Origin of the sequence: Sphingobacterium chuzhouense, from assembly GCF_014692525.1 — a bacterium.
GTDB lineage: Bacteria > Bacteroidota > Bacteroidia > Sphingobacteriales > Sphingobacteriaceae > Sphingobacterium > Sphingobacterium chuzhouense.
The window spans coordinates 532,153-558,730 of the sequence record NZ_JACNYL010000003.1; the positions used below are offsets into that span (position 1 = coordinate 532,153).

18 protein-coding genes are annotated in these 26,578 nt (G+C 40.5%); all 18 read right to left on the reverse strand.

Annotated features, from left to right (window positions below; all coding sequences use genetic code 11):
- Positions 1 to 37: 37 nt before the first annotated feature.
- The 18 genes from H8B21_RS14370 to H8B21_RS14455 all read right to left on the reverse strand — a co-directional run bounded on the left by H8B21_RS14370 (position 38) and on the right by H8B21_RS14455 (position 26,567).
- Positions 38 to 814 (reverse strand): glucosamine-6-phosphate deaminase, encoded by a 777-nt coding sequence (locus H8B21_RS14370; RefSeq protein ID WP_190314451.1) that lies wholly within the window; start codon positions 812 to 814, stop codon positions 38 to 40.
- A 95-nt stretch (positions 815 to 909) separates the two neighbouring features.
- Complete coding sequence (locus H8B21_RS14375) at positions 910 to 1,974, reverse strand: LacI family DNA-binding transcriptional regulator (RefSeq protein WP_190314452.1); 1,065 nt, start codon at positions 1,972 to 1,974, stop codon at positions 910 to 912.
- Between the two features lie 196 nt (positions 1,975 to 2,170).
- Complete coding sequence (locus H8B21_RS14380; protein ID WP_190314453.1) at positions 2,171 to 3,877, reverse strand: GMC oxidoreductase; 1,707 nt, start codon at positions 3,875 to 3,877, stop codon at positions 2,171 to 2,173.
- A 101-nt stretch (positions 3,878 to 3,978) separates the two neighbouring features.
- The gene (locus H8B21_RS14385; protein ID WP_190314454.1) at positions 3,979 to 5,175 is read right to left on the reverse strand and encodes a M20 metallopeptidase family protein; all 1,197 of its coding nucleotides are present in this window, start codon (positions 5,173 to 5,175) and stop codon (positions 3,979 to 3,981) included.
- A gap of 14 nt (positions 5,176 to 5,189) precedes the next feature.
- A complete protein-coding gene (locus H8B21_RS14390; RefSeq protein WP_190314808.1) occupies positions 5,190 to 6,260 on the reverse strand; it encodes a dihydrodipicolinate synthase family protein in 1,071 nt (356 codons plus the stop codon).
- Positions 6,260 to 7,282, reverse strand: coding sequence for an NAD-dependent epimerase/dehydratase family protein (locus H8B21_RS14395; protein ID WP_190314455.1), 1,023 nt, complete (start codon positions 7,280 to 7,282; stop codon positions 6,260 to 6,262). Before H8B21_RS14395 ends, H8B21_RS14390 begins: the two co-directional genes overlap by 1 nt.
- Before the next feature lie 2 nt (positions 7,283 to 7,284).
- Positions 7,285 to 8,487: an Nramp family divalent metal transporter gene (locus H8B21_RS14400; protein ID WP_190314456.1), complete on the reverse strand. Its 1,203-nt coding sequence runs from the start codon at positions 8,485 to 8,487 to the stop codon at positions 7,285 to 7,287.
- Positions 8,488 to 10,020, reverse strand: coding sequence for a PQQ-dependent sugar dehydrogenase (locus H8B21_RS14405; protein WP_223815047.1), 1,533 nt, complete (start codon positions 10,018 to 10,020; stop codon positions 8,488 to 8,490).
- Positions 10,021 to 10,055: 35 nt separating this feature from the next.
- On the reverse strand, positions 10,056 to 11,774 hold the full coding sequence (locus H8B21_RS14410) for a RagB/SusD family nutrient uptake outer membrane protein (RefSeq protein WP_165293290.1): 1,719 nt from the start codon (positions 11,772 to 11,774) through the stop codon (positions 10,056 to 10,058).
- 8 nt (positions 11,775 to 11,782) lie between these two features.
- Positions 11,783 to 15,058 carry a SusC/RagA family TonB-linked outer membrane protein gene (locus H8B21_RS14415; RefSeq protein WP_190314457.1) on the reverse strand — a complete coding sequence of 1,092 codons (3,276 nt, stop codon included), beginning with the start codon at positions 15,056 to 15,058 and terminating at the stop codon, positions 11,783 to 11,785.
- Positions 15,059 to 15,366: 308 nt separating this feature from the next.
- Entirely contained in the window at positions 15,367 to 16,437 is a 1,071-nt protein-coding gene (locus H8B21_RS14420) for a LacI family DNA-binding transcriptional regulator (protein WP_190314458.1), read from the reverse strand.
- Between the two features lie 70 nt (positions 16,438 to 16,507).
- Positions 16,508 to 17,665: an alpha/beta hydrolase family protein gene (locus H8B21_RS14425; protein WP_165293293.1), complete on the reverse strand. Its 1,158-nt coding sequence runs from the start codon at positions 17,663 to 17,665 to the stop codon at positions 16,508 to 16,510.
- A gap of 35 nt (positions 17,666 to 17,700) precedes the next feature.
- A complete protein-coding gene (locus H8B21_RS14430) occupies positions 17,701 to 19,188 on the reverse strand; it encodes a PQQ-dependent sugar dehydrogenase (protein WP_190314459.1) in 1,488 nt (495 codons plus the stop codon).
- Entirely contained in the window at positions 19,188 to 20,318 is a 1,131-nt protein-coding gene (locus H8B21_RS14435) for a plastocyanin/azurin family copper-binding protein (protein ID WP_190314460.1), read from the reverse strand. The genes H8B21_RS14430 and H8B21_RS14435 overlap by 1 nt, the downstream gene beginning before the upstream one ends.
- Entirely contained in the window at positions 20,315 to 21,613 is a 1,299-nt protein-coding gene (locus H8B21_RS14440) for an enolase C-terminal domain-like protein (protein WP_190314461.1), read from the reverse strand. Before H8B21_RS14440 ends, H8B21_RS14435 begins: the two co-directional genes overlap by 4 nt.
- Before the next feature lie 102 nt (positions 21,614 to 21,715).
- Positions 21,716 to 23,137 carry an acetylxylan esterase gene (locus tag H8B21_RS14445; protein ID WP_190314462.1) on the reverse strand — a complete coding sequence of 474 codons (1,422 nt, stop codon included), beginning with the start codon at positions 23,135 to 23,137 and terminating at the stop codon, positions 21,716 to 21,718.
- 94 nt (positions 23,138 to 23,231) lie between these two features.
- On the reverse strand, positions 23,232 to 25,418 hold the full coding sequence (locus tag H8B21_RS14450) for a TonB-dependent receptor (RefSeq protein ID WP_190314463.1): 2,187 nt from the start codon (positions 25,416 to 25,418) through the stop codon (positions 23,232 to 23,234).
- A 33-nt stretch (positions 25,419 to 25,451) separates the two neighbouring features.
- The gene (locus H8B21_RS14455; RefSeq protein WP_190314464.1) at positions 25,452 to 26,567 is read right to left on the reverse strand and encodes a dienelactone hydrolase family protein; all 1,116 of its coding nucleotides are present in this window, start codon (positions 26,565 to 26,567) and stop codon (positions 25,452 to 25,454) included.
- Positions 26,568 to 26,578: the final 11 nt, after the last annotated feature.

A 26,578-nucleotide genomic window follows, 5' to 3' on the forward strand; every position in this document is an offset into this window, starting at 1 on the left:
TCCAAAGATTCGAACTTTGGAAAAGGTAATGTTGTTTTCAAACGGACTTCTGGAGATATTGTGCACTCTCTCTATCAATAAATAAGTGCGCATTTTGATGCGTCCGCAATATAGTGGAAGGATACCGAGAGTCTACTCCTTCATAAAGCGTCTGATAGACTGCTCTAGCTTTATTCTTACCGGGTACCATACAATACAAAAATTTCCCCTGCAATAATGCCGGAACGGTCAATGTAATGGCGTGGGTCGGCACGTCATCAAAGGAGTTAAAGCACCCATCATTTACTTGTTGCTGGCGACTTTTATCATCCAAGTCAACGATTTTCACCCAATAAGGGTCATCAAAATTCGCAACATGAGGATCGTTAAACGCAATATGTGTATTTTCTCCGATTCCCATACATACAATATCTACGGCATATGTTCTTAAGAGTTGCTCGTATCGCTCACATTCTTTTTCGATATTGCTTGAATCCCCTTGTATATAATGCACATGATGAATCGGTACTTTATCAAACAAGTTTTCCTTTAGGAAATATCCGAAACTCTGCGGATGGGCTAAATTTAAACCGATATATTCGTCCATATGGAACGCAACGACTTTCTTCCAGTCTATATTTGTGGCTTTCGCTAACGTTTCCAAAAACTCGTTTTGCGAGGGTGCAGAAGCAAATATGATATATACATAGTCCTTGTCCTGTTGCAATTCCTGAATTTTTTTGCTGACCATTTCCGCAGCATCTTTTCCAAGCTGTGTACGGTCATCATATGTTCTGACCAACAATTGCTCTATTTTATTTTCTTCGACTTCCATTATTTATTTTTTTATTGTTCTGATTAAAAAACAGCCTTAAAGTATCATTGTGTAGGTACACGTTATTTATTAAAAAAAAGGTATATATGATATACCTAATTACGATAGAATCTCTGGTTCTCACGATGGATAATATCAATAGGCATAAAATATTCCTTCTCTTGTTTGTCTTCAAACATAAGATAACGATATAATGCCTTTACTCCTCGATAAGCCTGTTCCTGTGGTTTTTCACAGATTAAAAAATCAATCACGCCTTTATTAAGAAAATCAATATTTCGATCTAGGAAATCATACCCTACTAAAAGTATATCTTGCCTTTTCTTTTCGAGAAGATATTGTGCCACCAAAGAAACACGCGAGTTTGTTACAAAAATGAGTTTAATATCCGGATAATTTTTCAAAATAGCCGCCATCGTTTTCTTCACCGATGGATAATCTGTTTCGTAAAGATTCTGCTTCAGTATCCTATTAGGATTTCTCGTTGTGAAATATTCGCTAAATCCTTCTTCTTTTCTTAAGATATGATAATCTGAGTCAATATCCTTGGCGATATTCATAAGTAATATTCGTTCGGGCTCGCTAACAAGGTAGTCTACCAAATGAGCTGCCGTATAGCCACTATTAAAAAGGTCAGGCCCAAAATAGCTGAGGTTCTTACGGTTTGGAATATTGGAGTTAATGAACACGAAAGGAATTTTTCTTTTTTGACAAACATCCGTAAATGAAATTGCTTCCTCTATAAACGCTGGTGCTAACAGCACACCATCAACGGATTCTGCTTGAAGAATCACTTCCGTTTGCTTCACGAAAGAGTCCTTATCGTTCATATCATAAAACAGTTTTTCGATTTTGACATTGTAAAGCATAATCTCATTTTCTGCCTGTATAATACCTTGTAAGGGTACCGACCAGTAATCTGTTTCTTCTGAAACCTCCGGTATCAGTGTGTAAAGGTGCATTGTTTTAGATGAAGCTAAACGCCTAGCTAAAATATTAGGCTTATAGTCCAGTTCTTTGATAATGTCGTTGATCTTTTGTTTGGTCTTTTCCGAAACACCCGTACGATTATGCAATACCCTATCCACCGTCGCGATAGAGACATTCGCCCGGCGTGCAATTTCTTTTACGCCGACCAGTTCCTTTTCATTTTTCTTCATATAAAAACGTTACATCCCCCCTTACAGAATACAAAAATAACGAATATGTAGCACTCTCAAATCATCTTACAACGCTTTACTTTATTAATAATTTGGGAAGCGTTAATTGTGTACGTTACCGAAGATAAGCCAAACTTTCTTTAATCCAAAATATTTTTTTAAATAAGCTATAATATTTGGTTCGTTCTATTTTGTGTCATAGCTTCTTCTCTTGTATTAGATCCATAGCGTGGTTTGCCGCCCGGGCTGTAAGTGCCATAAACGTAAGTGACGGATTTTGGTTTCCTATACTGGTCATACACGCACCATCGGTTACAAAAACATTCTCACAAAGATGTAGTTGATTATATCTATTCAACAGTGATGTATTTGGGTCATTTCCCATTCGAACACCACCTACTTCATGCACTTCTAATCCCGGTTGCCTCCCGAATACTTCGTGTTGATCTAATGTACGGATATTTTCTGCACCTGCCTGGGCCAACATTTCCGTTCCTTCCTTAAAGAAATCTTCCATCATCATCATATCATTAGTACTATAATCCACAGAAGTAATTAATTGGGGTAAGCCATATTTATCGACCTTGTCTGGACTCAACCGTACATGATTATCAAACGATGGGAGTACTTCACCTTGCATCATCATCGAGATTTTCCAATCGCCCGGTTCGAGCAAATTATCCTTAAAATCAGCTCCTAAACCTTCTGTTATGCTTCCTCTAACCCACGAATCACGATAAGCAGCAAAAGCGATAAGATAAGACCCCTTAAAAGTCTGCTCTACCCGATGAATGTTTTTGAACGCAGGAATAAAAACCTGGGTAGGACGCCTACCGTAATAATACGAGTTTTCATACCCAGGAAAGTCGGCCGTAATACGACCCCGATAATTATGAAATGTAATATATCTTCCCATCAGCCCGTTATCATTCCCTAATCCATTCGGAAACCGATCCGATTTCGAGTTCAATAGTATTAAATTAGAGTTAAGGGTCGACGCATTTAGAAAAACTACACGTGATTTAAAGATTTTTTTAACTTTTGTTTTGGTGTCAATAGTCTGTACACCGATTGCTTTCTTCGTTTTGTCGTCATACAAAACCGATTCTACAATAGTATCCGTTATAATCGTTAAGTTTCCCGTTTTCTCCGCATAAGGTATGGTAGAAGAATTCGAGCTAAAATATGCTCCAAAAGGACAACCCCGCTCACATAACGAACGAGCCATACATCTGCTTCGCCCCTGTGCAATTTGCTCTTCTTTTATTCCCGCGAGGTTTGCACAGCGTCCAATAATCGCTTTCCTGTCCGAATAACGCTGCGCAATACTATTTGCAATGGCTTGTTCCACTTGATTCATTTCAAAAGCACCGACCACTTCATTATCTGGCATATTGGGGATACCATCTTTTGTCCCTGCAATACCGACAAATCGTTCTACATGCGCATACCAAGGTGCCATATCCTGATAACGTATCGGCCAATCAACCGCATACCTGTACTTCCGAGGTGCTTCAAATTCAAAATCACTCCACCGCTGTGTTTGCCGAGCCCATAGCAGCGACTTACCGCCCACCTGGTAGCCCCTAACCCAATCAAAGGGTTTTTCTTGAATGTATTCCTGTTCCTCGTCGTTGATGTAAAAATGCCGGGTAGCTTCTGAATAAGCGTAGTGTCTGCTAATCCATTTGTTCCGCGTTAGATCATCCCGCGTTCTCTGGCCCCGATGTTCAAACTCCCATGTATCCGTATATGCCGTAGGATAATCCTGAATATGCTTGACCATCCGGCCCCGTTCGATCAACAGTGTTTTAAATCCTCTTTCGGTAAATTCTTTGACCGCCCAACCGCCACTGATTCCGGATCCCACCACAATGATATCAAAATCTCTCTCTCTATCCATACTATAACTTATAAGGTAAATATAGTATTTTTCGGTAACGTAACCATTATGTAACAAAAACAATGCATATCATGTTGTTTTGACCTTTCGTAAACCATTCCTTATGGAGCTTTCTCAAAAAGTTTCAAGGTAGTGTACACCATTCCCCCTATCGCATAGTCAAACGCATCTTCATCAATCTGAAATGTTGGTGTATGTAATGCAGAACCGATTTCTTTATCAGGATTCGCTATTCCAACCAGATAAAAAAGTGAGGGATATTGATGTGAATAGTAGGCAAAATCTTCCGCTGCCATCCAAATACCTGTGGATTCAACGTTATCAGGTGCAACAAACTCTTTTAAATAAGTGGAAACGGTACCCGCCAGCTCGGGGTCGTTAATTAATACCGGGTAACCTCTTCGTATCTCTAATTCTACAGTAGCCCCGTATATACCTGGTAGCTCTTTGACATGTTTTGCAATTAGTTCAAGCGCTTGGGAACGCCAATGTTCGTCCATCGTCCGAAAAGTCCCTTCAACATATACTTCACCCGGAATCACATTGGTTGCCCCGCTTGCAATCACTTTGCCAAAGGAAAGTACAGATGGAATAGAAGGGTTGGCGAATCTGGATACAATTTGCTGTAGCGACAATATCAATTGTGCCGTAATTACTACGGGGTCAATATTTAAGTGAGGTTGGGCTCCGTGCCCTCCCTTACCTTTAATCGTAAAATAAATTTCATCACTTGAGGCCATGAAATTGCCTGATCTGAGTCCAATTTTCCCAACTTTCAAATCAGGCGAAACATGAAGACCGATCACACCTTTTATACTTTGATGTGGGATAGGCAGCTTTTGAGAAGCCAAAACCGAAACCGCACCACCGGGTATTTTTTCCTCCGCCGGCTGAAATATCCCAATAACTGTTCCTGTGAAGTCATGTTCCAGCACTTTCAATATTTTGAGTACCGCCAACAGGTTTGCAGTATGAAAATCATGACCACAAGCATGCATGACGCCTATATGCTGAGATGTATAATCTGTTACATTTTCTTCCGTAATGGGTAATGCATCTATATCCGCCCGTAAGATTACAGTCTGCTCACTATTCGCTTTTTTTCCTACTACCTTCGCGATAACACCTGTTTCAGCTACCTCTTCGAAAGAAATATCATAGGTCTGCAGTAATTCTTTTATATATCGACAGGTATTGTATTCCTGAAATGATAACTCAGGAAACTTATGAAAATATTGTCTATTAAAACTGGCTTCGTCCTTAACCTCCGAGACCAGTTGTTTTATTTTTTCAATCATGCAAACAACCAGTTTTATATTTTCATCAAATTCTGATTCAAAAACTCCGCCACAAATTGATCATCATTTAACTCCGGATAGGCTGCATATATTCTTGATATTTCTTCATATTGTCCCGGTGACAATACCTCATCTGGGTTAAGGCACCAGATACCTTTCATCAATCTCTGACGTCTCAGCACCTCGTGTATCCCTGGTATACATCCGTGAAAATTGTTCGCTGTATCGAATAATGCTGCATTCGCATCAGTCGTTTGGTTCGACAATATCTGTAACTCCTTCCATTTAGTAAACGATGGATTATCCTTATAATCTTTGACTTTAGTCAATAATGCTACGGCTTTATGGGTCCATACCGCCCAATGTCCTAACAAACCTCCTCGGAACTCTATTTCTATATCTTTGCCATTTACATTAAATCGATAAATTGACAACAAGTCCTGCACAATATTATCATCATTACCTGTATATAAAGCAATTTGGTCCCGTCTGGAGGAATTGGCAATCGCGCGGACTACATCCAAGGTCTGGTAACGGTTAAAGGAAGCACATTTTATGGCTTCTACGTTATCTATCTCCACAAATTTAGACCAGAAATCATACGAAAAAACCCGCCCGCCAACCGAAGGCTGTAAATAAAATCCAAACACGGGAATCACCTTGGCAACTTCCTCTGTACGTTCGAGTATTTGCTTTTCACTCAAACCCTGCAGCCCCCCCATGCTTAACAGCCCCATATCATATCCGTAATCCACTGCAATCCGCGCTTCCCGAACAGCTTGTTCGGAGAGACCACATATTCCCGCGATTTTTACAAATGGACGATCCAGTTTGCACTTATCAATAACATCAGCCGTCACCCCTAAAACTTTCTCAAAGAGATTATATTTAGGTAAGCGGATCTCGAACTGCGTCGAATGCACCGCCACAGCTATTCCTCCAACACCGCTTTGGATATAGTATTGCGTCAATAGTTTTTGGTTTTCCTCATCAAAATTACGAAACTCGTCCAGCGCTAGCGGGTGGGCAGGAATGACTGTACCTTCCATGAGCAAAGACTTTAATACACGATCTAATCTTTTCATTAAAACTTCCCTCCCCTCTCCTGGAAATGTGTATCCTTCCCGAACTCCCCACCGTCTTGCAATATCCATTGTGCCGTAATGGCAATAATATCCAATATACCTACTTTAGGGTAACCAAATATCCTATGGCATTCCGACGCATTATTTAATAATGCTGTCTGTTCAGGTTCGTGTACAAACAAGGGTTTCTTTCCCAGTATTTCCCCAAGCTTTTCGGCAACCCATTTTATAGACAATATCTCCGGTCCCGTTACATTCAGCACCTTCGCCGGGCTTTCGACATGCAATAAGCTACGGATAGCTATTTCATTGGCATCACTTTGCCAGATTACATTAACATTATTTGTACGTATATCAATAGGTCGTTGGTGATAAACCTGTTTTGCAATTTCTCTAATCACACCATATCGGAAATCCACAGCGTAATTTAATCTATACAACAATATCGGCGTACCGTTTTTCTTACTGAAATAAGTAAAAATCCGTTCACGTCCTAATGTACTTTGGGCATATTCTCCTATCGGTTCCGGAAGGACTGATTCATCTACGCCACCCGATCGAACGTCGACAAAAGGTAACACGTTACCGGACGAAAATGCGACGATACGCGAATCCTTATACTTCTCCGCTATACGACCCGGCAAATAAGTGTTCATCGCCCAAGTAAAATCTTCCTTTCCTGTCGCACCGAATTTAAAACCCGCCAAATAGATAACGTTTTTTGCATAAGGAAGCGATTGTAAGGTTTCTTCATCCAACAAGTCACAAACGATGGTTTCCACACCTAAATTTTCCAGATATTGTCGGCTGCTATCATCTGAAAAGCGTGAAACACCATACACCTTTCGGGAAACACCAATTTGGTGCAAGCCGTCCAACAGCAATTTTGCCATGCTTGGCCCCATTTTCCCCCCAATACCCAGAAATATAAAATCACCATCAATCTGCGCAAGATCTTCGAGAAATACTGCGGACGGTTGGGTAAATTTGTGCTCTAATTCTACTAAAACCTGATTCTCCATTTTTATTTTAAAAACATATCATAAACATTACTAACCATTAATATACAGATGACGATTAGGCCTAATGCCCCCGCTATCTTATAAAAGAGATTGTTAGCTTTATCTCCCATAATTGATTTATTGTTTGCAATCAAATAAATAGACACGCCGATAAAAGGCACCAAAAATATGGTCACACTTTGAGCCAATACGATAAGTTCCAGTGGTAACCTCCCAAAAGAGATCGCGACCACGCAGCCCAAAATCATAACGACAGAAATTAAGATTTTCACTTTTTTGGAATTTAAACTGCTTCCAAATCCTAACGCATCCCCTAGTAACGCTCCACCTACCGTCGCATTACCGACCAATGAAGAGAAGGCCGCACCAAACAACCCAACAAAAAACAGTGAACTAGCATGTTTCCCAAATAATGGTTCCAATGCTTTACCCATTTCAGCAGCACTACCCACATGTATGCCTTTCGGGAATAGTACTGCCGCTGCACAAATCATAACCGCGGCGCTCATAAACCCCAAAATCGCTACGCCCGTAAACGCCCCTCTTTCTGAATCCTTAATATTCACCGCGTTTTGTGTTAGTTTCCTACGTTCCTGAATTAAATAGGTCTGATAAAACGCCCCCACAAGCGAAAAACAAGAGGCGGTAAATGCAATTAACAGTCCTAGAGAACCATCTGGGATAGTTGGTACAAATCCAGCAAATAATTTATTAAACTGGATATCGGCCAGAAATAATGTCGCAATAAAACATGCCAACATCACTAATATCAGTGCTAGCATCAACTTCTCCATAACTTTATAGAAAGAAGGAAAAAACAACAAAGCAATAGCTATTGCAGTAAAGACAATGATCCAGACATACATAGGTGTTCCGGTTGCTTCACCTATGGCAATACCTACACCAATACTATTGCCTGCTTGAAAAGACGTCGCCACCAAAAATATACCTACACCTATGGCGACACCGATGCCCTTGCCAAAGCGTTCTTTTATCAAAGTCAATAAAGATTTGTCATGAACCACTCCTATGCGAGAACACATTGCTGTATATATCCCCATAAAAAACAGCGCCACCAAGACAATCCATAACAGTGAATATTCGTAGTCTGCCCCCATTTTTGAGGTAATGGTCATCTTGCTGGGGCCAAACACAAGTGCGGCTGTGATAATTCCGGGACCTAAGATGTTTAATAGTCTCTTCATCTATTTTCTTTTTTTCTTAACATTATCGCCACTTATTTGCTCTCCGTCACCAAACTCTTTCTTGACATAATTGATAATAGCTGCCAATTCCTCATCCTTTAAAAAGGAGAAGCTGGCCATACCCTGTTCGTAGAAGACGCCATCTATCGTATCCTTACCTTTGCTACCGTTTAACAAGATATCGATAAAAGCATCGTTGTCCTGTACCCTCGCAGCATTCTTCAGAGGGGGAAAAGTACCCTTAACCCCAAGACCATCTTCTTTATGACATGAAGCACAAAAGCTGGCGTAAAGCTGTTTTCCATTATGCTTTTTAGATTCGGTTTCTAGGACATCTTCCTTCAGATAATTATCCGGCGTCTCCGTAGTTCTTCTTAGTCTTAGTATCCTATCGTCGGTCGGCAGCGGAAATCCCGGCTGTGGGTTCCAATCTCTATTGCTGGTTGACAAATAGATATCGCCATTAGGTGTCACCAACACGGCTCGCATTCTTCCATATTTTTTAGAAAAATACACCTTCTCCCGTTTCACTTGTTGATTTTTATCATCCAAATGCAGTACCCTTAATGATTGCGATTTGAGCGTAACGAGCAAGAGTGTGTTCTCCCATTCCGGAATATCGCTTTCTCCGTAATATGCTAAACCGGCGGGTGCTACCACAGGTGTCCACGACCAAATAGGTTCTGTTCGTGAGGAGTGCTTAGCTATTTCTATCTCATCAGGTGTATCGTGCATACCCTCTATAGCGGGCCAGCCATAATTGTTCAACGGTTTGATCAGATTGATCTCGTCTTCAATCGCGTCACCATGTTCAGATGTAAATATATTCCCTCGATCATCTATGGTTAACCCCTGCATATTACGAAATCCCCAAGCATACACAAAGCTGTTTGGTATAGGATTATCGGGGGGAATTTCGCCGTTTATCGTCATCCTCAGAATCTTACCATTCAATGTAGTTGAATCTTGCGCTTCTGTATTATCTGCCACATCACCCGTTGCCCAATATAGCATATTTTTGCTGTCCAGCATTAGTCTGGCGCCATTATGTCCGTTTGCACCTCTGACCGTCAACAGATCGACCGGGTTAATCAATGTATCTTTTTGATAAGTGTATCGCACCAATTTAGAAATGATACGATCATTCTCTTTAGCCGTATAGTTAATAATAACATAGGGATTATCTTTTACATCTTTCTGTACGACAATATCCAGTAAACCCGGAGTTGTCCTTGTAAATACATCCGGCACACGCAGGAGTGTAGAAACTTGACCGGTCGACAGATCTAGTTGTTTAACATTTCCGATAATTTCCGTAAACAAAATTTTATTATCAAAAAATGTCATTCCCCACGGCACCTGCAAACTATCTGCTACCGTAGCTACCTCCAAAAATGAATCATCAAGTTTGACATAGTCGAGCACTTCTGTGACATAATCATGTGGATGTCGATTACATGACTGGCATGACATCATACATAACCACGCCGATATCCCCATTACCCAAAACACGAGCTTTCTTTTTCCAGACATTATAGCTTCCTTTCGAGATCCTCCATATATTATTATCACCAACCTGGATTTTGTGTCAGGTTTTCTGGATTTAAAACAATCTGGCTTTCGGGAATAGGATCCAGGTAATCCCTGTTCAATTTAAAGCCGTACCCTGACGGCATCGCTTTTTGATAAGGATCCATAAATCCATTTTCGTCTTCATGAAAGGGATTCTTTGTGATTTGGCTTGCTTTAAATCCTTTGGGCCTTTTTCCAACGATCAATTCATCTGCTGCAGCCCAACGTGCTATATCATCCCATCTAAAACCTTCTCCAATCAACTCTATCCGGCGCTCCCTGCGGATTTCGTTAATTAAAGGCGTTAGCGCCGGAAAATCCCAATCGGGATCCGTTGCGATTGATTCTATATTGATTTTCGGCATTCCCACACGATCACGAAGGAGCTTAACAGTCTTATCGATATCGCCTTGTGTAATATCACCCAATTCCGCTTTTGCTTCGATATAATTTAGCAATACTTCCGCATACCGAAAGAGAATAGATGGTTCCTCTCCATATTGCTGTACATGATAGGTGACCTGTGGATCATATCCTTTTTGGATCATGTAACCTGTTGGAGCGTTGAGGTCAGCATTATCATTCAACCTCGAAAATACAGAAGACCAATTTTCTACGTTTCCGTTAGCCTGTATTTTCCATACTTGATCGGGAGAAGCGACCGTCTGTCTAAACCTAGGATCTCTGTTTTCCATTTCCTGTACGATGGTTGTATATCCTTGAAAGAGTGGGTTTCCTGTAATTGCCCGCCCATCGGTACAAAGATAATCGTCGATAACACTTTTGGAAATAGAGCGTCCAAGTGGTTGCGACATCCTAAAGTTCCTGTCATTGGTAAATGCCCCATCTCCCCGGGAGAGATTATTGTCATATTTACGCCAGAACATGACTTCACTATTGGCTGAATAATCTCGTTGGATAAAGAGATTTCTATAGTCTTCATCTGGATTATTGTTATTATATATTGCATACAGCCCCGACTCCATAATTTGCTCGGCAGCTTCTACTGCTTTCGAAAGGTATTTATTCGGATCCGCATTTTCGACTCCAAATGGTGTACCATTATGATATTTCTGCCATGTACCTTCATACAACGCCACACGGCTTTGCATCAGCAATGCAATCCATTTATTGATACGCTCATATCCGTTGGTCTTGTCTGCTGTCAGATACATGGCGGCTGTATCTAGACAACTGATGATGCGATCTGCCACAATCTGTCTGGGTGTGCGTGGATTGTATAGTTCAGGAGAAGATGTACCTAAATCTATATCCAACCATTGGATATCGCCATAACTTTTCAGTAGATTAAAATAGGTAACCGCCTTAAAATAGTAGGCTTCACCTACATATTGCTTATAACTGTCAAATTCGTGAAATTCTTCAATTTTTTTATAATGTGTCATAAAATAATTGACGCTCCGCACGTTTCCAAACCCAATGCTCCCTGTGGTCACGACCGGTCTTGTACCTTGTAAACGCGTATTTACGGTAGGCCCTACCAAGTCATCACTATCATAATCGTTTCCATGGTTAGCATACTTAGGAAAAAAAGTCGTGTTATAATATTGATTTACATACGTTTCCAAATCTTTAGGTTTTTCAAAAAACCTATCAGATGCTACTTGATCTAATGGAGGACGATCTAAAAAGTCGTCATTGCAAGCCATTAAGAAAAACAAGGGAATCAGTCCTATTATTATTAAATTTTTCATAATCACAATTATTTTAGTGTGAGATTAAGACCAAAAGAAAACACCTTACTCATTGGGTATATCACGCCGTTAGTGAGATATCCGTCTTCCCGGCTATCCGAGGCAATCGCTGTCTCCGGGTCAAACACTTTCGGCAGACTTGAAAAGGTCAATAAATTCTCTCCTGAGAAATAAACACGTGCTTTACTAAATATGTTCCCTACCGCAGAAGACGGCAGCGTGTAACCGACTTGTACATTTTTGAGGCGTATAAATCCCGCATTCTGTAAATAGCGTGTCTGCACCTGTCTATTCTTATTTGTTTCTGCCGTAAAATAAGGTTTAGGTAGGTAAGCTCCTGTATTTGGTCCTAAGATGTTGGGCTCATCCGCTGGTCGCCAATAATCTAGTGCTGGCGAATCCTTGTAAAGACCCGAACCGGCCCAAGCACTTGTCAGACCCCAGAACAACGGTGAAGTCGTTTCCGGATAAAATTCCCGTTTTAGAATACCTTGCCAGAACATATTGAAGTCAATACCTTTCCAGCTGGCACCTGCGTTGATACCGATGTTATAACGCGGACTGGTATTCCCGATCACTTTCAAATCACCATGACTATCCAATGTGCGATTTCCTTCATCAATAACATTATCATCGTTCTGATTTACGTATTTGATATCCCCCGGTTCCCAATTCGCATGGTATCGCTGTTGCATCTCCGACACAGCCTGCGCTTCTTCGGCCGTTTGGATAATCCCACCGGTCTCAAATCCCCAGATTTCACCATATTCTTTTCCAGCATACCAACCATCTATTCTATTTGTAGGATTCCAGTATCTCGTTATCATTGTTCTGCTATCTCCTAATGCCAGTTTGACGTTATAGCTAAAATCTTGCGATATTTGGTCATTCCAGTTAACAACCAACTCAAATCCCTTTGTGGATAAATCCGCATTGTTCGTAATTGGTGTGGTTGCGCCCAACACATAGGGCAATTCATAAGCAGCACCCCACATATCTAGCGTCTTCCGATTATACCAATCAAAGGTAATTCCTAGACGGGAGTTAAGGAGATTCATTTCCATCCCTACATTAAATGTATTAATTGTTTCCCAGGTCATATTATCACTCACTAAAACAGGTGCAGTGGCATACGGCGGTCGCAGGTTTCCCATAATCCAGGGTGCTTCGGGATATACATTCAGCTTATCATAAAACCAATAGGGCTCTGCGGCGCTCGGGTCAATATTTTGGTTGCCTAATGAGCCGTAAGACGTTCTTAGTTTAAGGTAGTTGATATAGGGCTGTACAGATTCCCAAAACGGTTCATTAGATATGGTATACCCCACAGATGCCGAAGGAAAGAATCCGAAACGGTTTTCTTTTGGAAACCGCGAAGAGCCACTGTAACGCCCACTTATTTCGACTAGATACTTTTCTTGATAATTATAATTCAATCGACCAAAAGCACCTCTGGTTGCCCAGTGTGACATATTATCTGTTGCAATTACACCTCCCAAAGATGTTCTAATGGAAGGATAATCGTCCACTACCGGCGATGTTCCTGTAGCCGTTAATCCCGTTGTCAATGCTTCTTCCTGCTCGAAACCCAACATAATATTAAAAAAATGATCGTCTATTTGCGATTCATAAGATGTCACCGCACTGAGCAGTTTATAAACTCTTTCTGAATAATTTGATATATAGGTAGATTCCGGTTTTCCAATATTACCCACCGAACCATCTCCCAGTTCTACCATAACCGGTTTGGGATTAGCTTCTGCCTTTGTATTCCGGATGTTATAATTATAATTGAGTGTGGTTCTCCAGCCCTTGATAGGTTCGATTTCGGCTCCAATATTGGCTAAAAAATCTGCTCGCTTATTTCTGTCCCGTCCAGAATCTTGTAATAAGCGTACCAATGGACTTTGAACCGTACCATTGATATTATAATGTGGCATCATTGGGGCAAACATCAACATCTCACGAAACGTGTGCTCCCGTCCCACCGTCGTTTCTCCCATCGGATAATCGGTATCGGATGATGCCCATTTCAAACTGGAATTTAGCCGTAACCAATCCGTCACTTCCGTCGACACATTAGACAAAAGGTTATATCGTTGATAATGATCGCGGCCAAACGCATAGGTCCCGTTCTGTCTGGAATAACCAGCAGACAGAAAATATTGCGTACGTTCTGATCCGCCCGAGACGTTTAAACTATGCTTGTGGCTAAGTTCATTGTTCCCCATCAAAATATGTGGCCAGTCATTGTTCGCATTCCCATTACGTCTACCGGCCCAGATATTGTCAATCGGATTCTCCGGATCGTATTCATAAGGAAAAGTACCATCAATATAACCTTTTATTCTTTCCATCTGTTCATCAGAATAAACAGGGGCAAGTCCTGCATTGGCATTTGCCTGGTTATAGGCGGTTGCCCAGGTATACGAGTCGATAAAATGTGGTAAACGGAGAAGCGAGGATAGCGAGAGATTATTAGAATAATCAACTTTCACACCTTCCGTCTTGCTTCCTTTTTTTGTCGTGATAAGAATTACACCATAAGGAGCGCGTGAGCCATATACTGCCGAGGCCGAAGCATCTTTAAGTACAGACACGCTTTCTATCGTTTCGGGATCTACGCTGTTGATATCTACCTCTACTCCATCTACCAATACAAGAGGGGCACTACCTCCATTTAATGACCCTACACCTCGAATATTCCAACCACTTGCTGCTCCCGGCTCACCGCCCCGCATGCCCATATTAATATTCATATTCGGTGATGCCCCTTTAATAAGGTCAGCCACGTTCGCAGACGGACGGTTAGCCAACGCGTCGCCTGAAACCACGTCAACAGCTGCTGTCATATGAGCACGTTTCTGTGTACCATAGCCAACAACCACTACCTCTTCCAACGTCGAGTCCTGTCCTTCCAAAACTATATCGAAGGACGTTTTATTGCCAACACTCATTTTTTGAGTTACGTACCCGATATAAGATATGACTAAAACATCGGAAGAACTCAATCCCGACGCCGACAGGTTGAAAACTCCGTTTTCGTCTGTAGAGACACTTGATTGTGTCCTAACAAGGGTCACCGTTGCTCCTACAATAGGCTCCCCATTTGCATTACGTACGGAACCTTTTATCTCACTTTGATTATACGGGCTGGTATTTAGCATCATTCCTTCATCCAGCTCAGATGAGTAAGCTGCTGCATAACCGCTTCCTATAAAGAATGCAGTTATTCCTATCCCGCATATCCTGACCAAAGGATATAGTCGTCCCCGTTTTTGCATTCTACCCCTAGGATAAAATAAAAAAGAGTTGTTCTTTGTCACCATAATTAGTCTTATAATTTTAACTCCGCTGTATTTTAATTTGATGTTCTATTTTATACAATTTATAGTTATTTAGATATTTTCTCGTTAACGTTACCGAAAACTATGCTAAAAAAAGGCAACATGCCTTATTAGTTAAAAAAGTAACTGTAAATTTTCTATGGAAATTCTTTTCATCACGTTAGTCTTTGTATAATATCAACTAATTTATTGCTTATAATATGATCCAAGGTAGAATATAAACATTAAAAAAACAAATATTTTTTTCAATTTTCGTAAAACATATAATTTTCAATGGTAATAATATCAATTGGCATGGGTTTAAAATTCGTGACATTCTCCTTTAGCAAAAAGAATCTATACAGGTAGTTTAACGCAAAATATCCCTGTTTATCCGGACGCTGACAGATTAAGAAATCTACAATCCCCTTTGAGAGATAGTCTACGTTGGCTTCCAAAAAGTCAAATCCTATAATATAGGGTTTCTTTATCTCCTGATGATCATGAAAAAAACGTCCTACAACAGAAACCCTGGAATTCGTAACAAATAATACATCAGGAGTAGACTTTCTAATACTGGTCCACAACTCCTTTTCTACCTCTGTATATTCATTATAGGGAATATCGACAACTTCTATTCTAAAATTTTTATTCAGATTATTAAGATACGTTCTGTAGCCCTCAATTTTTGTATCTAAATACTTATAGTTTTCCAAGCCTTTCGCAATGTTCAAAATAAGTATCTTGGCATTCGTTCCCACTAAATAAGAAGTCAGGTTTCCCGCCAGTCTTCCCGTACTGTTCAAATCCGGGCCAATATAACCTAATGTTGATTTAGTTGGAATATCGGAATTTATATATATCGTCTGCAGTTTTTTCCGATGGCATTTTTTCACAAAAGCTTCCGTTTCTTCAATGAATATCGGCGCTATGACGACAGCATTAAAGTGAGACTTTATCGTTTTTTCCGAAACTTCTAAAAAAGTGTGAACATCCTCTTGATCATAAAGAAACACCTCGGTCTGTATACCAAAGGGTTCCAGCTCCTGTATACCTTTGCTAATACCATCTAAACACAATTGCCAATAACCTGTCTGTAAAGATGTCTTAGGTATAATAACGGAAATCTTAATATTATTTTTAACGGATAGTGATCTCGCGTAAAGATTAGGCTGATAATTGTATTCTTTTATGATATCCTTAACCTTTTTCCGGGTTGCTTCGGAGACGTCCTTTCTATTGTTAAGTACACGATCTACCGTTCCGATAGAAACATTGGCAAGTTTGGCAATATCTTTAATCCCAAAACGTTTTTTTTCCTTGTCATCAGACATCATACTTCCCTAATAAAGTTAGTCTACGATAAATTTACGTTAAATTTTCCAAATATCCATCGTCGCGCCCGACCTATCGTTTCAAAAAATAATCAAAAAATAAGAATGCCTGTTCATTGGAAGTGCTATCTGGTGAATGTGCTACGCGATTTGTCATCGCTACCCGGTTTTCAAACCCCAACAATTCATTCACTGCAATAGTATGGTTCAGTGGTATCCATCTTTCCAAGGGGTCCGAAGATCCACCTGAAACCAAAAAGGGACGTGGTGCCATTAATGCATGTAACTCGTGTAGATCATATCCCTCTTCAATTAGTTTTGGATATAGCCCCTTTGCATCTGCTCCCATTCCTGTTTTTCGCCATGTGTTTTTCCAGGGTGGAGGATAATAACCAAGATACCAGGGCTCCCAATAATTCACACCGCTTCCTTTGGTTTCGTCAAAAACAATACCTGGGTCGGACCATACCCCACAGGCGTATTTATCATATAGAGCAGAGGCAAACATCGCCCATTTGCCACCATAAGAGTGCCCCATAATTCCGATGCGGGTTTCATCAACCTCTGGATATTTCGCCAATGCCTCCCAAGCATTCGCCCCAGCATATGCCAGCATAGACAAGGGTTGCACTGTAGCATTATCTATTGACGGATAATAAAGCGAATAGGTTCTGTTGGCAGATGTCTCTTTCGTGCCGATGGATAATGTTACAAACCCACGTTTTGTTAATTGCAAAGCAAAATCGCGATGTGGTTTTCCCGCACCTGTTGCTGTTTCTGGTTCATAGAAAACCGTTACCACTGCTGGTTTTTTGCCTTTTGTTTCGGGTACTAAAAGATATCCCGTTGTTTCTTCGTTCGGCAACCATTTAAAAGTCACCGTATATTGTGTGTACCCCTCTTTCTGAATAGAGTCCAATATGTTTAAGGTCTGATCTTCTATTATATCAGGCCACTCCCCCATCATGTCGTGCCATTTTTCTCTAATTTCTGTCCTCCGTTCTTCCCAATCTTCCTTTGTTTTTACTACCCTGCCATCATAAAAGTTCAAAGGGGAACGATATTCACCTAATTCTTGTTTAAATTGTTCGGGTGGTACAAAATACCGCTCTATCTTATCCCATATTTCTTCTTTGGACACTTTCATGGTTTGTCCGTGAGTGACTAAGGTGCCTAACATAAATACTGCCGTGCTCCAAAGTGCCATATGCTTCTTTCGTCTGCTTTTCATATTAAATCGTGTGCTTTTTCTATTAAAACAAATCATTATAAAGTTTCCTTGACCGTATATACCACTAGCTTATTCAGCAAGGTATCTGTCCTTTGTTTATTAAAAACCGAATCTAGCGTGATTTCATAGAGATAATCTTTCTCCATTTCACCGAGGTCTATCTGCAATCTCTTTCCTCGATTCGATATTTTCCATTCGTGTACCGACATCTGTTTAAGATTTACTTCTGGCGAACCATATTTTTGATGGTATAGATAGTTATAGCGACGAACTCGGATAGCTTTGGCTATATTAATGCTATCTCCCAGATCGATAGGTTGTGTAAAATACATTTCAAACCCGTTTTTAAGAAGATGTATGTCCGCTACATCAAACGGCGTTTTGCCGGTAAACGAAATGCGTTGGATTCCCCTATCTCCTAACCAGCCATGATCTGATTGGCCTACCCACAGACTACCATCCGGCGCAAAAACTAACCTGTTGTTTCCTTTTCGTAGCCCCTGACCATCTATAAACGGTGTCACTGCACCTTGGACCACTCCGTTTACATCTTCTAGCATAATACGAACTAGGCGTTCTTGATTCATCTCGCCTACAATAAACTGTCCCTCAAATGGCTTTAGCATTTTATTATGTCTAATTTGAACAGGTTGGGTAGGTGAATTTGCGATGACGTTATGTGGAAAAATCACAGCAGGCTTCTCCCGCATTGCATTTAATGTATCCGCATTCAGTTCAAATGGGTTGCCTCTATTCCATCCCTTCGTCCATACCAAGCTTGCCGGATGTCCGTAAAATTTACCTTCCTGGACATAGTGCAAGGGGCTCGATCCTACCCAATCTCCTTGGTTATCGGTAACAAACAGCCTTCCTTTTGCATCAAGCCCTAATCCATTAGGCGAACGAAAACCCGAAGCAAACGGCAAAATCTCTCCGTTTTTTTTCATTTTCATCACCCAACCTCTATAGGGTACAATGGAAAACATAGGTTTACCTTCCCGACTCTTGCCGTCCATCAACGTATCTCCTCGAAGCTCAGCAGATATCCCTCCTCCCGCTGAGGAAGAATTCAAGGCAAAATACAAATTGCCGTCGCTGTCTTCCACGGGGCCATAGGTAAATTCATGATAGTTTCCCGTCATACCAAATCCGTCATATACCGTTTCATACATATCCGCCTTTCCATCGCCATCGGTATCCTTGATCCGTGTTAGTTCGGGTAATTGCATGACCAGCATCTCACGGTCATTAATAACCTTTAAACCAAGCGGTTCGTGCAGACCTGTTGCAAAAACACGCCATTCCTTCGTATCCGGTTCGTAAATCATCACCTCTCCCCGCATAAAAGCCGCAACCAACCGACCATCTGCTAAAAAATCCAATGCGGCTACTTCTGCTGTCAACCCACGAGGTGTTTCAATAGTATCTATTTGAAAAGATGCACCCTCACTGACTAGAACATCGCCTTGACAAGCCGCTAAAGCTATCGACGCGCCTAAAAAATATGTAATCGCCGTTCTCATTATTTCTCTATTCTAAACTCCACACTAAATTGCTTTCCGTTTTTTTTATCCAAGACAAGCGGCCCAGCCGGTAATGGTACGCCATTATAATAACAGGTTATTTTTTTTTCTTCTGTATGGTGAAAAACAACATTATCATCTAATGTTGGAATCCGAAAATGACGTACAATCCCATTTTTATTTTCCAATTCTCTTATCGTTTCAAAAATCTCGATACCTTCTACGATATAACAAAATTCTAAATAACCACCATCCGTTACCCGATATCCTTTAAATTTAGGCGGATTCTTGTTTGTATTTTGTTCGCCGATCGTTAGTACGGCCGGCCGGGTTTCGCGGTACACAATTGTCCCTTCTATCTTCGCTTTCGCATCTTTATGGCCTTTCCACAACTCCGTATTATCGACAAACCCGTCTTTCCATACAAATCTCATCTGACACGGGGTTGCATCCCAACAAAAGGATATGTTTCCAGGTAAGTGGACAGCAATTGCTGCTGGGCTTGCGCCATCAATATATAGTCGATAATAATAAGGAGGTACCAATTCATAAGGATGATTTTTGGTTTCTGCATGAACATGTACTTTATTCTTAACATGGTGTGGCACTGCTTTATCCTCTGTCAACACGGGCATTTCACCAGATTCATTCACATACATCGCTCCGTACATGACATGTCCGTGTCCTGGTAGAGTACAAACATACGGATATACCCCCTCTTTTGATGGTGCTGTGAAAGACAATGTTTCTGTTTGATCTGCATGTAAAACAGACGTATGCCACATCACGTCATCAGTTTCGGGAATATAACTTTTTGCTACTCCTTCTGCCCCCAATTTGGCGGCGAGATTTACCACCTTTTCTCGAGATTTCGGCCGGATAACCAAGAGGTTATGATCCATATCGTCTGTATTCGTAAAACGAAGGACGACCTGTTGCCCTGGAACAACATGAAATCTAGGTAGACTAAACTGCAATCCGGGTAATACCGATATGTTAATTTCCTTAGGTGGTTCTTTTTGGGTTAAATATCCCTCTTTGTAACCCAAAATACCGATAACTATCAAAAAAGCAAAAGCTACGGCAACCAGCTTCTTAACCGTTGGCGTTGTTTTTAATATTGTCTTCATAATCCCTGCCTCGCAATCCCCATCATTTGTTGGTAATATGTTGAAATGGAAAAAATACCACCTGCAGTGTCATAAAAATTTTGGTCTAATGTAAATATGCCGTTTACCACCCGCGTCCATTTAGCGTCCGCAAGCGGATGTCTCTTCTTCATATTTTCCCAATTCACATAGTTCATATCACCATTGGTTTCCATCAATCCCATCCCAATTGTAGGAAAAGGAGCCAGTGTAGCAGCAACATTCTTGTTCCACTCCATCAAAATTGGATTGACTGTCAAATCTGCGCACAAACATGGTATATCATTTTCATGGGCTATCTTAGCAATCTTAACGGTCTGACTTAATGTCTTTGCTATACCTTTCAAGATAAATGATTTATATCCCAACGCAATCTTACGACGGGCATCCTCTTCGCTGTGAATACTCTCGTCGGCTCCGATAATTACTCCGAGATCCGAAACGTCTTCATTGTCACTCTCCCCAAAAGGTTCTTCATATAATAGGATATGTTCAAATGCGCCAATTTCTTTTGCGTAATCCAGATACTTTCGCAATGTTTCCTTTTTTTCATAGCGTCCATTGGCATCCATCGTATAATAGATTCTGTTTATCCTTTTATTCCTTTCCCTATTAAGGATATCATGGATCTCTTTTAATCTCGCTTTATCCTGTTGCAACATCTTTTCTTGCTCACCAGGACTTCCCGTTTTTATCTTAAATACAAAATATCCTTCTTCAGCTGCCTTTTTAATATCTGCCAGTGGCATGTCATAAGAAATCTGAAACATAACAGCGATCTTATCATTTTTGTGACTAAACGCTTGACGATAAGTCGAAGGTATAAGTTCGGTAAATGTTGAGATACCGTTCTCTTCTGCATATAACATCCACATTGCATTATCGATACTAACCAAGGCATTGTATACAAAATTTATATTAAGATTAGGATATCCTGTTAGTTTTTTACCTTCTTCGATCAACCAAGGTAGCATTTCGTCAAACAGCTTTATCGGGCTATCTAATGATCGTCCTTCTATCCATTTTAACGCTTTATTTGTTAGCACAAACATATTTGCATTTCCGTTGGATTCAGAGGTAGAGGCAAATATCTCCGCATCGCCATATAGGACACTCTGCGTAGCTAATCCCAGTCCCTGTTTTCTCTTATCGTTCTCGAGCAAAACGACTATTTGCCATAATTCGCTGAGATATGCTCCTTTAAATCCAAAAGGAAACCGGAGCTTCTCTCTTTCAAAATCTGACTTTGTTTTTATGATTGTTGATTGATTTATCATTTCTAACTTTCTACCCGTGTTTGCATTTCCTATCTTTATTCTTGTTGAAGCCCATAAAATAGCAGAACTTGTCAAGAAATATCTACGATCCATTGCTATCTTTTATGTTCCACTTTGGCTACTTGCTTTATTTTTCCTCAAATTATCCATTAACCAATTGTAGGTTTTCTGTCGCTGTGGAGGATATATCTTATGTTCCCCTTCAGGGATGATAAAAGTTTGTTTTGGTGCTTGCACCATGTTATATGCCGCATAGAAGGAGGTGGGTGGTGTGGTGGCATCGTTAAAACCCCAAGAAAAGAAACCCGGTACATTGATATGTGCGGCAAAATTGACCACATCGTAATAAGACAATGCTTCTAATACTTCCTTTTCCTTACCTTCATATAATTCTGGGCGCAGAAAAAAATGTGGCCATCCCCCTGCCCGCTCATATAAATAGCCTGAAAAATCACACATGGCGGGACATAACGCGACAAAATAATCGATACGCTTATCTAATGAGGTAGTGATGATGGAAAGCGCTCCTCCTTGGCTTGATCCCCAAGCACCCAAATTTTCGCCATCGAAGTTGGGCAGGTCATAAATTAGATCGACGGCACGCGTACAACCTAAGAGTACATTATGGTAATAAAAAGAATCTCGGTTGTCTATACCTTTATACATATAGTCCTTAAGCTCATTGTTCTTCAAATCCTCATAATATGCTTGACTTTCTGTAACGGGTTTACTATGTATATACAAATCGAGCGTGATGAATCCCTTCGCGGAATTTGCCTTATCGCCTGACAATGGAGCCCAACCTGCTCCGGGAAATCGTATAATCGCAGGATACTTCCCTTCCTTTTCCGGAATACAGAGTACGGCATAAAATTTTTCGACGTTTTCACTCAGAAATTCATATTCAACCTGATAAACATTAACGTCCTCTGTGGTTCTGTTTTCCAATAAGGTTAGCTTTTTATGGAGAGGCACAGATTTAGACTTTTGAATCGCTGTGTGCCAAAAAACGGAAAAATCCTTAGGTTGCTTAACCGTTGGTTTAATTTCCTCCGGTGCGAATGCTGCCGTTGCCCGAGCGTTATAAGGGTGTCCGTCGACATCCATTTTCACGTCGCACCTTAAAAAACCGGGCTTCTGCATTGTCCCGCCAGAGATCAATGCTTCCCCGCCTTTTATCTCCACTTCACCACGTTTCGTAAGCTGCATCTTTTCGGGGCCTATTTCAAATTGGATTTTTTCATTGTCGCAAGCCACACCGTTTTTGTATGCCTTTACGACAAAGACAGCTTCCTCTCCTATATCATATATCCAATCTTGCTTTTCCAATACCACGGCAATTTCAACCGCCGTGGTGGTTTTCTTTTTCTCGGATACGACGTCTATACCTTTTAGATCTTGTGCCTGTGCTCGCCAAAATACACCGCTTAAAAATATAAAAGCTATTGAGCAGAAAGCAAAAGCCTTACAAGCGTTAACGTACCCGGAAAGAACACCAAATTTTGAATAAATATTTCTTATCATCTCTTTTCTTATTGGAAGTTTCAGATTTATAGTATAAACGAATTTAGAAACATTATTTATTACATCCAAGTTTTTTCACAAACTATCAACGAATTTAGTTAACTTCCTTTTTACCCGAATTTCCTACAAAACTAGTTTTGATAGTTAAACCATACATTCGTGGCTCCGCTAAATGTACTGCTCCAAAATCATAAGCATAATCAATATATGTTTTATTCATCAGATTGGATACCCATAAAGCTGCTTCCATTCTTTTATACTGAAAGCCTAAACGGAAATTTAGCAGATTATACGCATCTTGCTGGATTGTATTCGCCAGATTAAAATACTGTTTTCCGATATTTCTGTGCTCCAGCCTCGCAAATAATTTAGAATTTGTATTTGAAGCCAAACTTCGGGTATATTGTAATGACAAAAACGAAGTTGTTTGGGGTGTAAAGATCTGTTTATTACCACTTAAATCTTTATTTTCTCCATCATCTGCAATAATCAGTTCTCTATAAGAAGCATTGGTATAGCCAAAAGTATAGGTAAATTCAAGCCCCTTAACAGGAAGGCCAGAGAGTTCTAATTCTACACCTTTGCTCTCCAACTTTGCCGCATTGCGAATTAATGTCAGTGCTTCCGGCATAATTAGAACAGGGATCTGTCCGTTTTTTATCCGGGTATAAAATAAAGTAGCATTCAACCTTAATCTTTTGCCTGCAAACATATTTTTGCTTCCTATTTCAAAGTTGTCACTATATTCCGAATCGTACGGAACAAGAGGTGGCGCTGAAGGGTCAGAAGACAATTGACTGATACCTCCGGCTCTAAATCCTTTACTATATATTCCATAAAAATTATGTTCTTTGGACAAGCTGTAATTCAATGCAATTTTCGGGCTAAAGTTTCCGTACGCTTCAGAAGCTGACGTATCCGTCCTTGTAATGACTGCTTCTCCGCCATCTGGGAGAAATACGCCTTCTATCTTCTGTTTCTTATGCTCATAATCGTATCTCAATCCAACAATTAAAGATAATGATGAAGATAGTAGATAATCTATTTGTCCGAAACCTGCGAAACCGTAGCCCGTAAGGTTATTGATATTGATGTCAGTAAAATTGGTTATCGGAGAACCGTACATTTCTGCGTCATCGCCATAATAAGTCCCCTGTTTAACTGGATTTTCCTGTATAAAACCGTAAATACCCGTATTCCATCTTAATTTGGATATGGAATGTAAAGGAGACGAAAGCCGGATCTCATGCATAAAAACTTTACTTCTGTTCCATTTTTCACCATAGTTATTCACAACGGCTACAATATCGTAATTGGAAAAATCACCATCTATCGGGTCTTCGTAAAAACGATAGTTGTCCTGGTAGGAAGTCTGGGAGTTCAATACATAATTGTCATGCTGATATGTGGCAGCCAAAGAAAGATTGAAAGTCTTATCCCTCATTCTGGATATCCTGTTTTGGTTTAATGTATACGGGTTTTCAAAAGCCTCTTGCACACCAGAGACCAATGGGAAAGCTCCGCTGTTCAATTGTAATTGGTGTTTTAGATTAACCAAAAACGTCAGCCGCTTGTTAGTTTGGTATTTCAAAAAGTAATTTCCCTGGCTCATATTCAGATCATCGTAAGATGAACCCGTAAATTCGTTTAGAGAAAATCCATCTTTGAGCTGGAACAGACCTGTTGCTCCAGCAAATAATTTATCGGTAATGACGGGAATCCCTATACCTGCAGTATAACGCTGCAAGCCAAAATTTCCATAATCTATTCCGGCAAAACCCCGTATCTGATTATCCGGCTGCTTAGTTATTATATTAATAACTCCTCCACTGGCGTTTCTACCATACAGTGTGCCTTGTGGCCCCCTTAAAACTTCTATTCTTTCTATGTCGTTCAACTGTGAGATATAGGTATCCAAACTGAATTGGTTTACGCCGTCGACATAAACAGCCACAGCAGGTTCGTATGAAGAAGTTGTTACCCCCCTTATACTGACAACGCTTCTGAGATCGCCGGGATGTGCTGCATACAGATTGGGAACAACTGCGGACAGATCCTTCACATCCCATATCCGGATATCATTGATTTCTTTAGCATTTAAAACACTGAGGCTTAGCGGGGTTTTCTGCATATCCGTTTCCGTTTTATCCGCTGTTACTATTACTTCAGTTAACTGATATCCAGATCTTTCATCGATGTCTTGGCGGCTAGTCCGATCCTGCGATCGACTATAGTTGAGTAAACCACACAAAAGAAATGAGATTGTATATACTATTCTCATACAATAAATAAGGTCGGTGTGTTAATAATTATTTTATCGAGCCAACCATTTCTTAAAAAAAGCTACGCCTGGTTCTACTATAGCTTCATGCCCACCTTCGTGCATAACCATATCAATCTGATTTTCTATTCCTAACTTCTGGTAGTGTATCTTTGCTCGTTCATATTCCTCCATGACCTGTGGCCAGTGCGCGATCCTATCTTTCTTACCATGTTGTATTTGCAAGGGTCTCGGTGCTATCATGGAAACGACATCATCATCTGAAAATTCTTCCAACCAACCCGGAACATATACATAATCTTCCTTGGTAATAATAAAGGCTGAATACCGTTCATCCGGCACAACCATCTTATTTCTTCGTTCGTTAAACCAAGCCGAAACAATTCCTGCTTTAATTCGGGGTTCTAATGGCATCCAAAACATCGTTGCCATTCCACCTAAGGAGACTCCCCACATGCCGATACGATTTCCGTCTATCCTTTCATCTTCCAATACGACGTCTAATAGATGTTGCATGCGTGAAAATTCAATACCTGGAATGCTAGTCTTCGCTAAACGGGCGTAACGCTCTATATTATTACGTCGTTCTATCGACCTTAAATTCATTGGTGCCAAGACCGCAAACCCAGCTTCTAACAAACCCTTTGCATAAGCGTGATAGCTTTTCCCATTTTCAAAAGGTGTCTCCGGCCCACTTCCAATACCATGTTGTGCAATGATGAGAGGCACTGGGTTATCCTTACTTGCCTCTTTTGGAAACGCCAAAATTCCTTCAGCGACAATAGCTCCGAGGGGCAAGGTAACCCATTCGGTTCGAATACCGTTTACTTCGTAGGGAACCTTTTTCATCGCACCCGTTTTTTCTAAAATGGGAGGATGAAGAACCTGTTTCCACCTTCTACGATTAGGTTCAACACTCCTCTCCAGCGCATAACCGCTGCTATAATCTCTGTTCCAAAGTCGACTGGATCGTTCCTCATACCCATCAACTAGGTATTGGACTAAATAATCTTTTAGTTGTCGTTCGTAGCTATCGATACGTGCATCGTCTTCTTCTTTAGTCAACGTCTTTTCCTGCCCTTTAAGAGAAGAGGAAATAATTATTAAAAATAAAAGCAGCAAGTTGCTATTTCGTGTGTTTTTAATCATAAGTCTAATAG

What these genes read in the sequence shown, in the direction of transcription:
- H8B21_RS14370 (WP_190314451.1), bottom strand. Translation starts at nt 814, where the DNA reads ATGGAAGTCGAAGAAAATAAAATAGAGCAATTGTTGGTCAGAACATAT.
- H8B21_RS14375 (WP_190314452.1), bottom strand. Translation starts at nt 1,974, where the DNA reads ATGAAGAAAAATGAAAAGGAACTGGTCGGCGTAAAAGAAATTGCACGC.
- H8B21_RS14380 (WP_190314453.1), bottom strand. Translation starts at nt 3,877, where the DNA reads ATGGATAGAGAGAGAGATTTTGATATCATTGTGGTGGGATCCGGAATC.
- H8B21_RS14385 (WP_190314454.1), bottom strand. Translation starts at nt 5,175, where the DNA reads ATGATTGAAAAAATAAAACAACTGGTCTCGGAGGTTAAGGACGAAGCC.
- H8B21_RS14390 (WP_190314808.1), bottom strand. Translation starts at nt 6,260, where the DNA reads ATGAAAAGATTAGATCGTGTATTAAAGTCTTTGCTCATGGAAGGTACA.
- H8B21_RS14395 (WP_190314455.1), bottom strand. Translation starts at nt 7,282, where the DNA reads ATGGAGAATCAGGTTTTAGTAGAATTAGAGCACAAATTTACCCAACCG.
- H8B21_RS14400 (WP_190314456.1), bottom strand. Translation starts at nt 8,487, where the DNA reads ATGAAGAGACTATTAAACATCTTAGGTCCCGGAATTATCACAGCCGCA.
- H8B21_RS14405 (WP_223815047.1), bottom strand. Translation starts at nt 10,020, where the DNA reads ATGTCTGGAAAAAGAAAGCTCGTGTTTTGGGTAATGGGGATATCGGCG.
- H8B21_RS14410 (WP_165293290.1), bottom strand. Translation starts at nt 11,774, where the DNA reads ATGAAAAATTTAATAATAATAGGACTGATTCCCTTGTTTTTCTTAATG.
- H8B21_RS14415 (WP_190314457.1), bottom strand. Translation starts at nt 15,058, where the DNA reads ATGCAAAAACGGGGACGACTATATCCTTTGGTCAGGATATGCGGGATA.
- H8B21_RS14420 (WP_190314458.1), bottom strand. Translation starts at nt 16,437, where the DNA reads ATGATGTCTGATGACAAGGAAAAAAAACGTTTTGGGATTAAAGATATT.
- H8B21_RS14425 (WP_165293293.1), bottom strand. Translation starts at nt 17,665, where the DNA reads ATGAAAAGCAGACGAAAGAAGCATATGGCACTTTGGAGCACGGCAGTA.
- H8B21_RS14430 (WP_190314459.1), bottom strand. Translation starts at nt 19,188, where the DNA reads ATGAGAACGGCGATTACATATTTTTTAGGCGCGTCGATAGCTTTAGCG.
- H8B21_RS14435 (WP_190314460.1), bottom strand. Translation starts at nt 20,318, where the DNA reads ATGAAGACAATATTAAAAACAACGCCAACGGTTAAGAAGCTGGTTGCC.
- H8B21_RS14440 (WP_190314461.1), bottom strand. Translation starts at nt 21,613, where the DNA reads ATGATAAATCAATCAACAATCATAAAAACAAAGTCAGATTTTGAAAGA.
- H8B21_RS14445 (WP_190314462.1), bottom strand. Translation starts at nt 23,137, where the DNA reads ATGATAAGAAATATTTATTCAAAATTTGGTGTTCTTTCCGGGTACGTT.
- H8B21_RS14450 (WP_190314463.1), bottom strand. Translation starts at nt 25,418, where the DNA reads ATGAGAATAGTATATACAATCTCATTTCTTTTGTGTGGTTTACTCAAC.
- H8B21_RS14455 (WP_190314464.1), bottom strand. Translation starts at nt 26,567, where the DNA reads ATGATTAAAAACACACGAAATAGCAACTTGCTGCTTTTATTTTTAATA.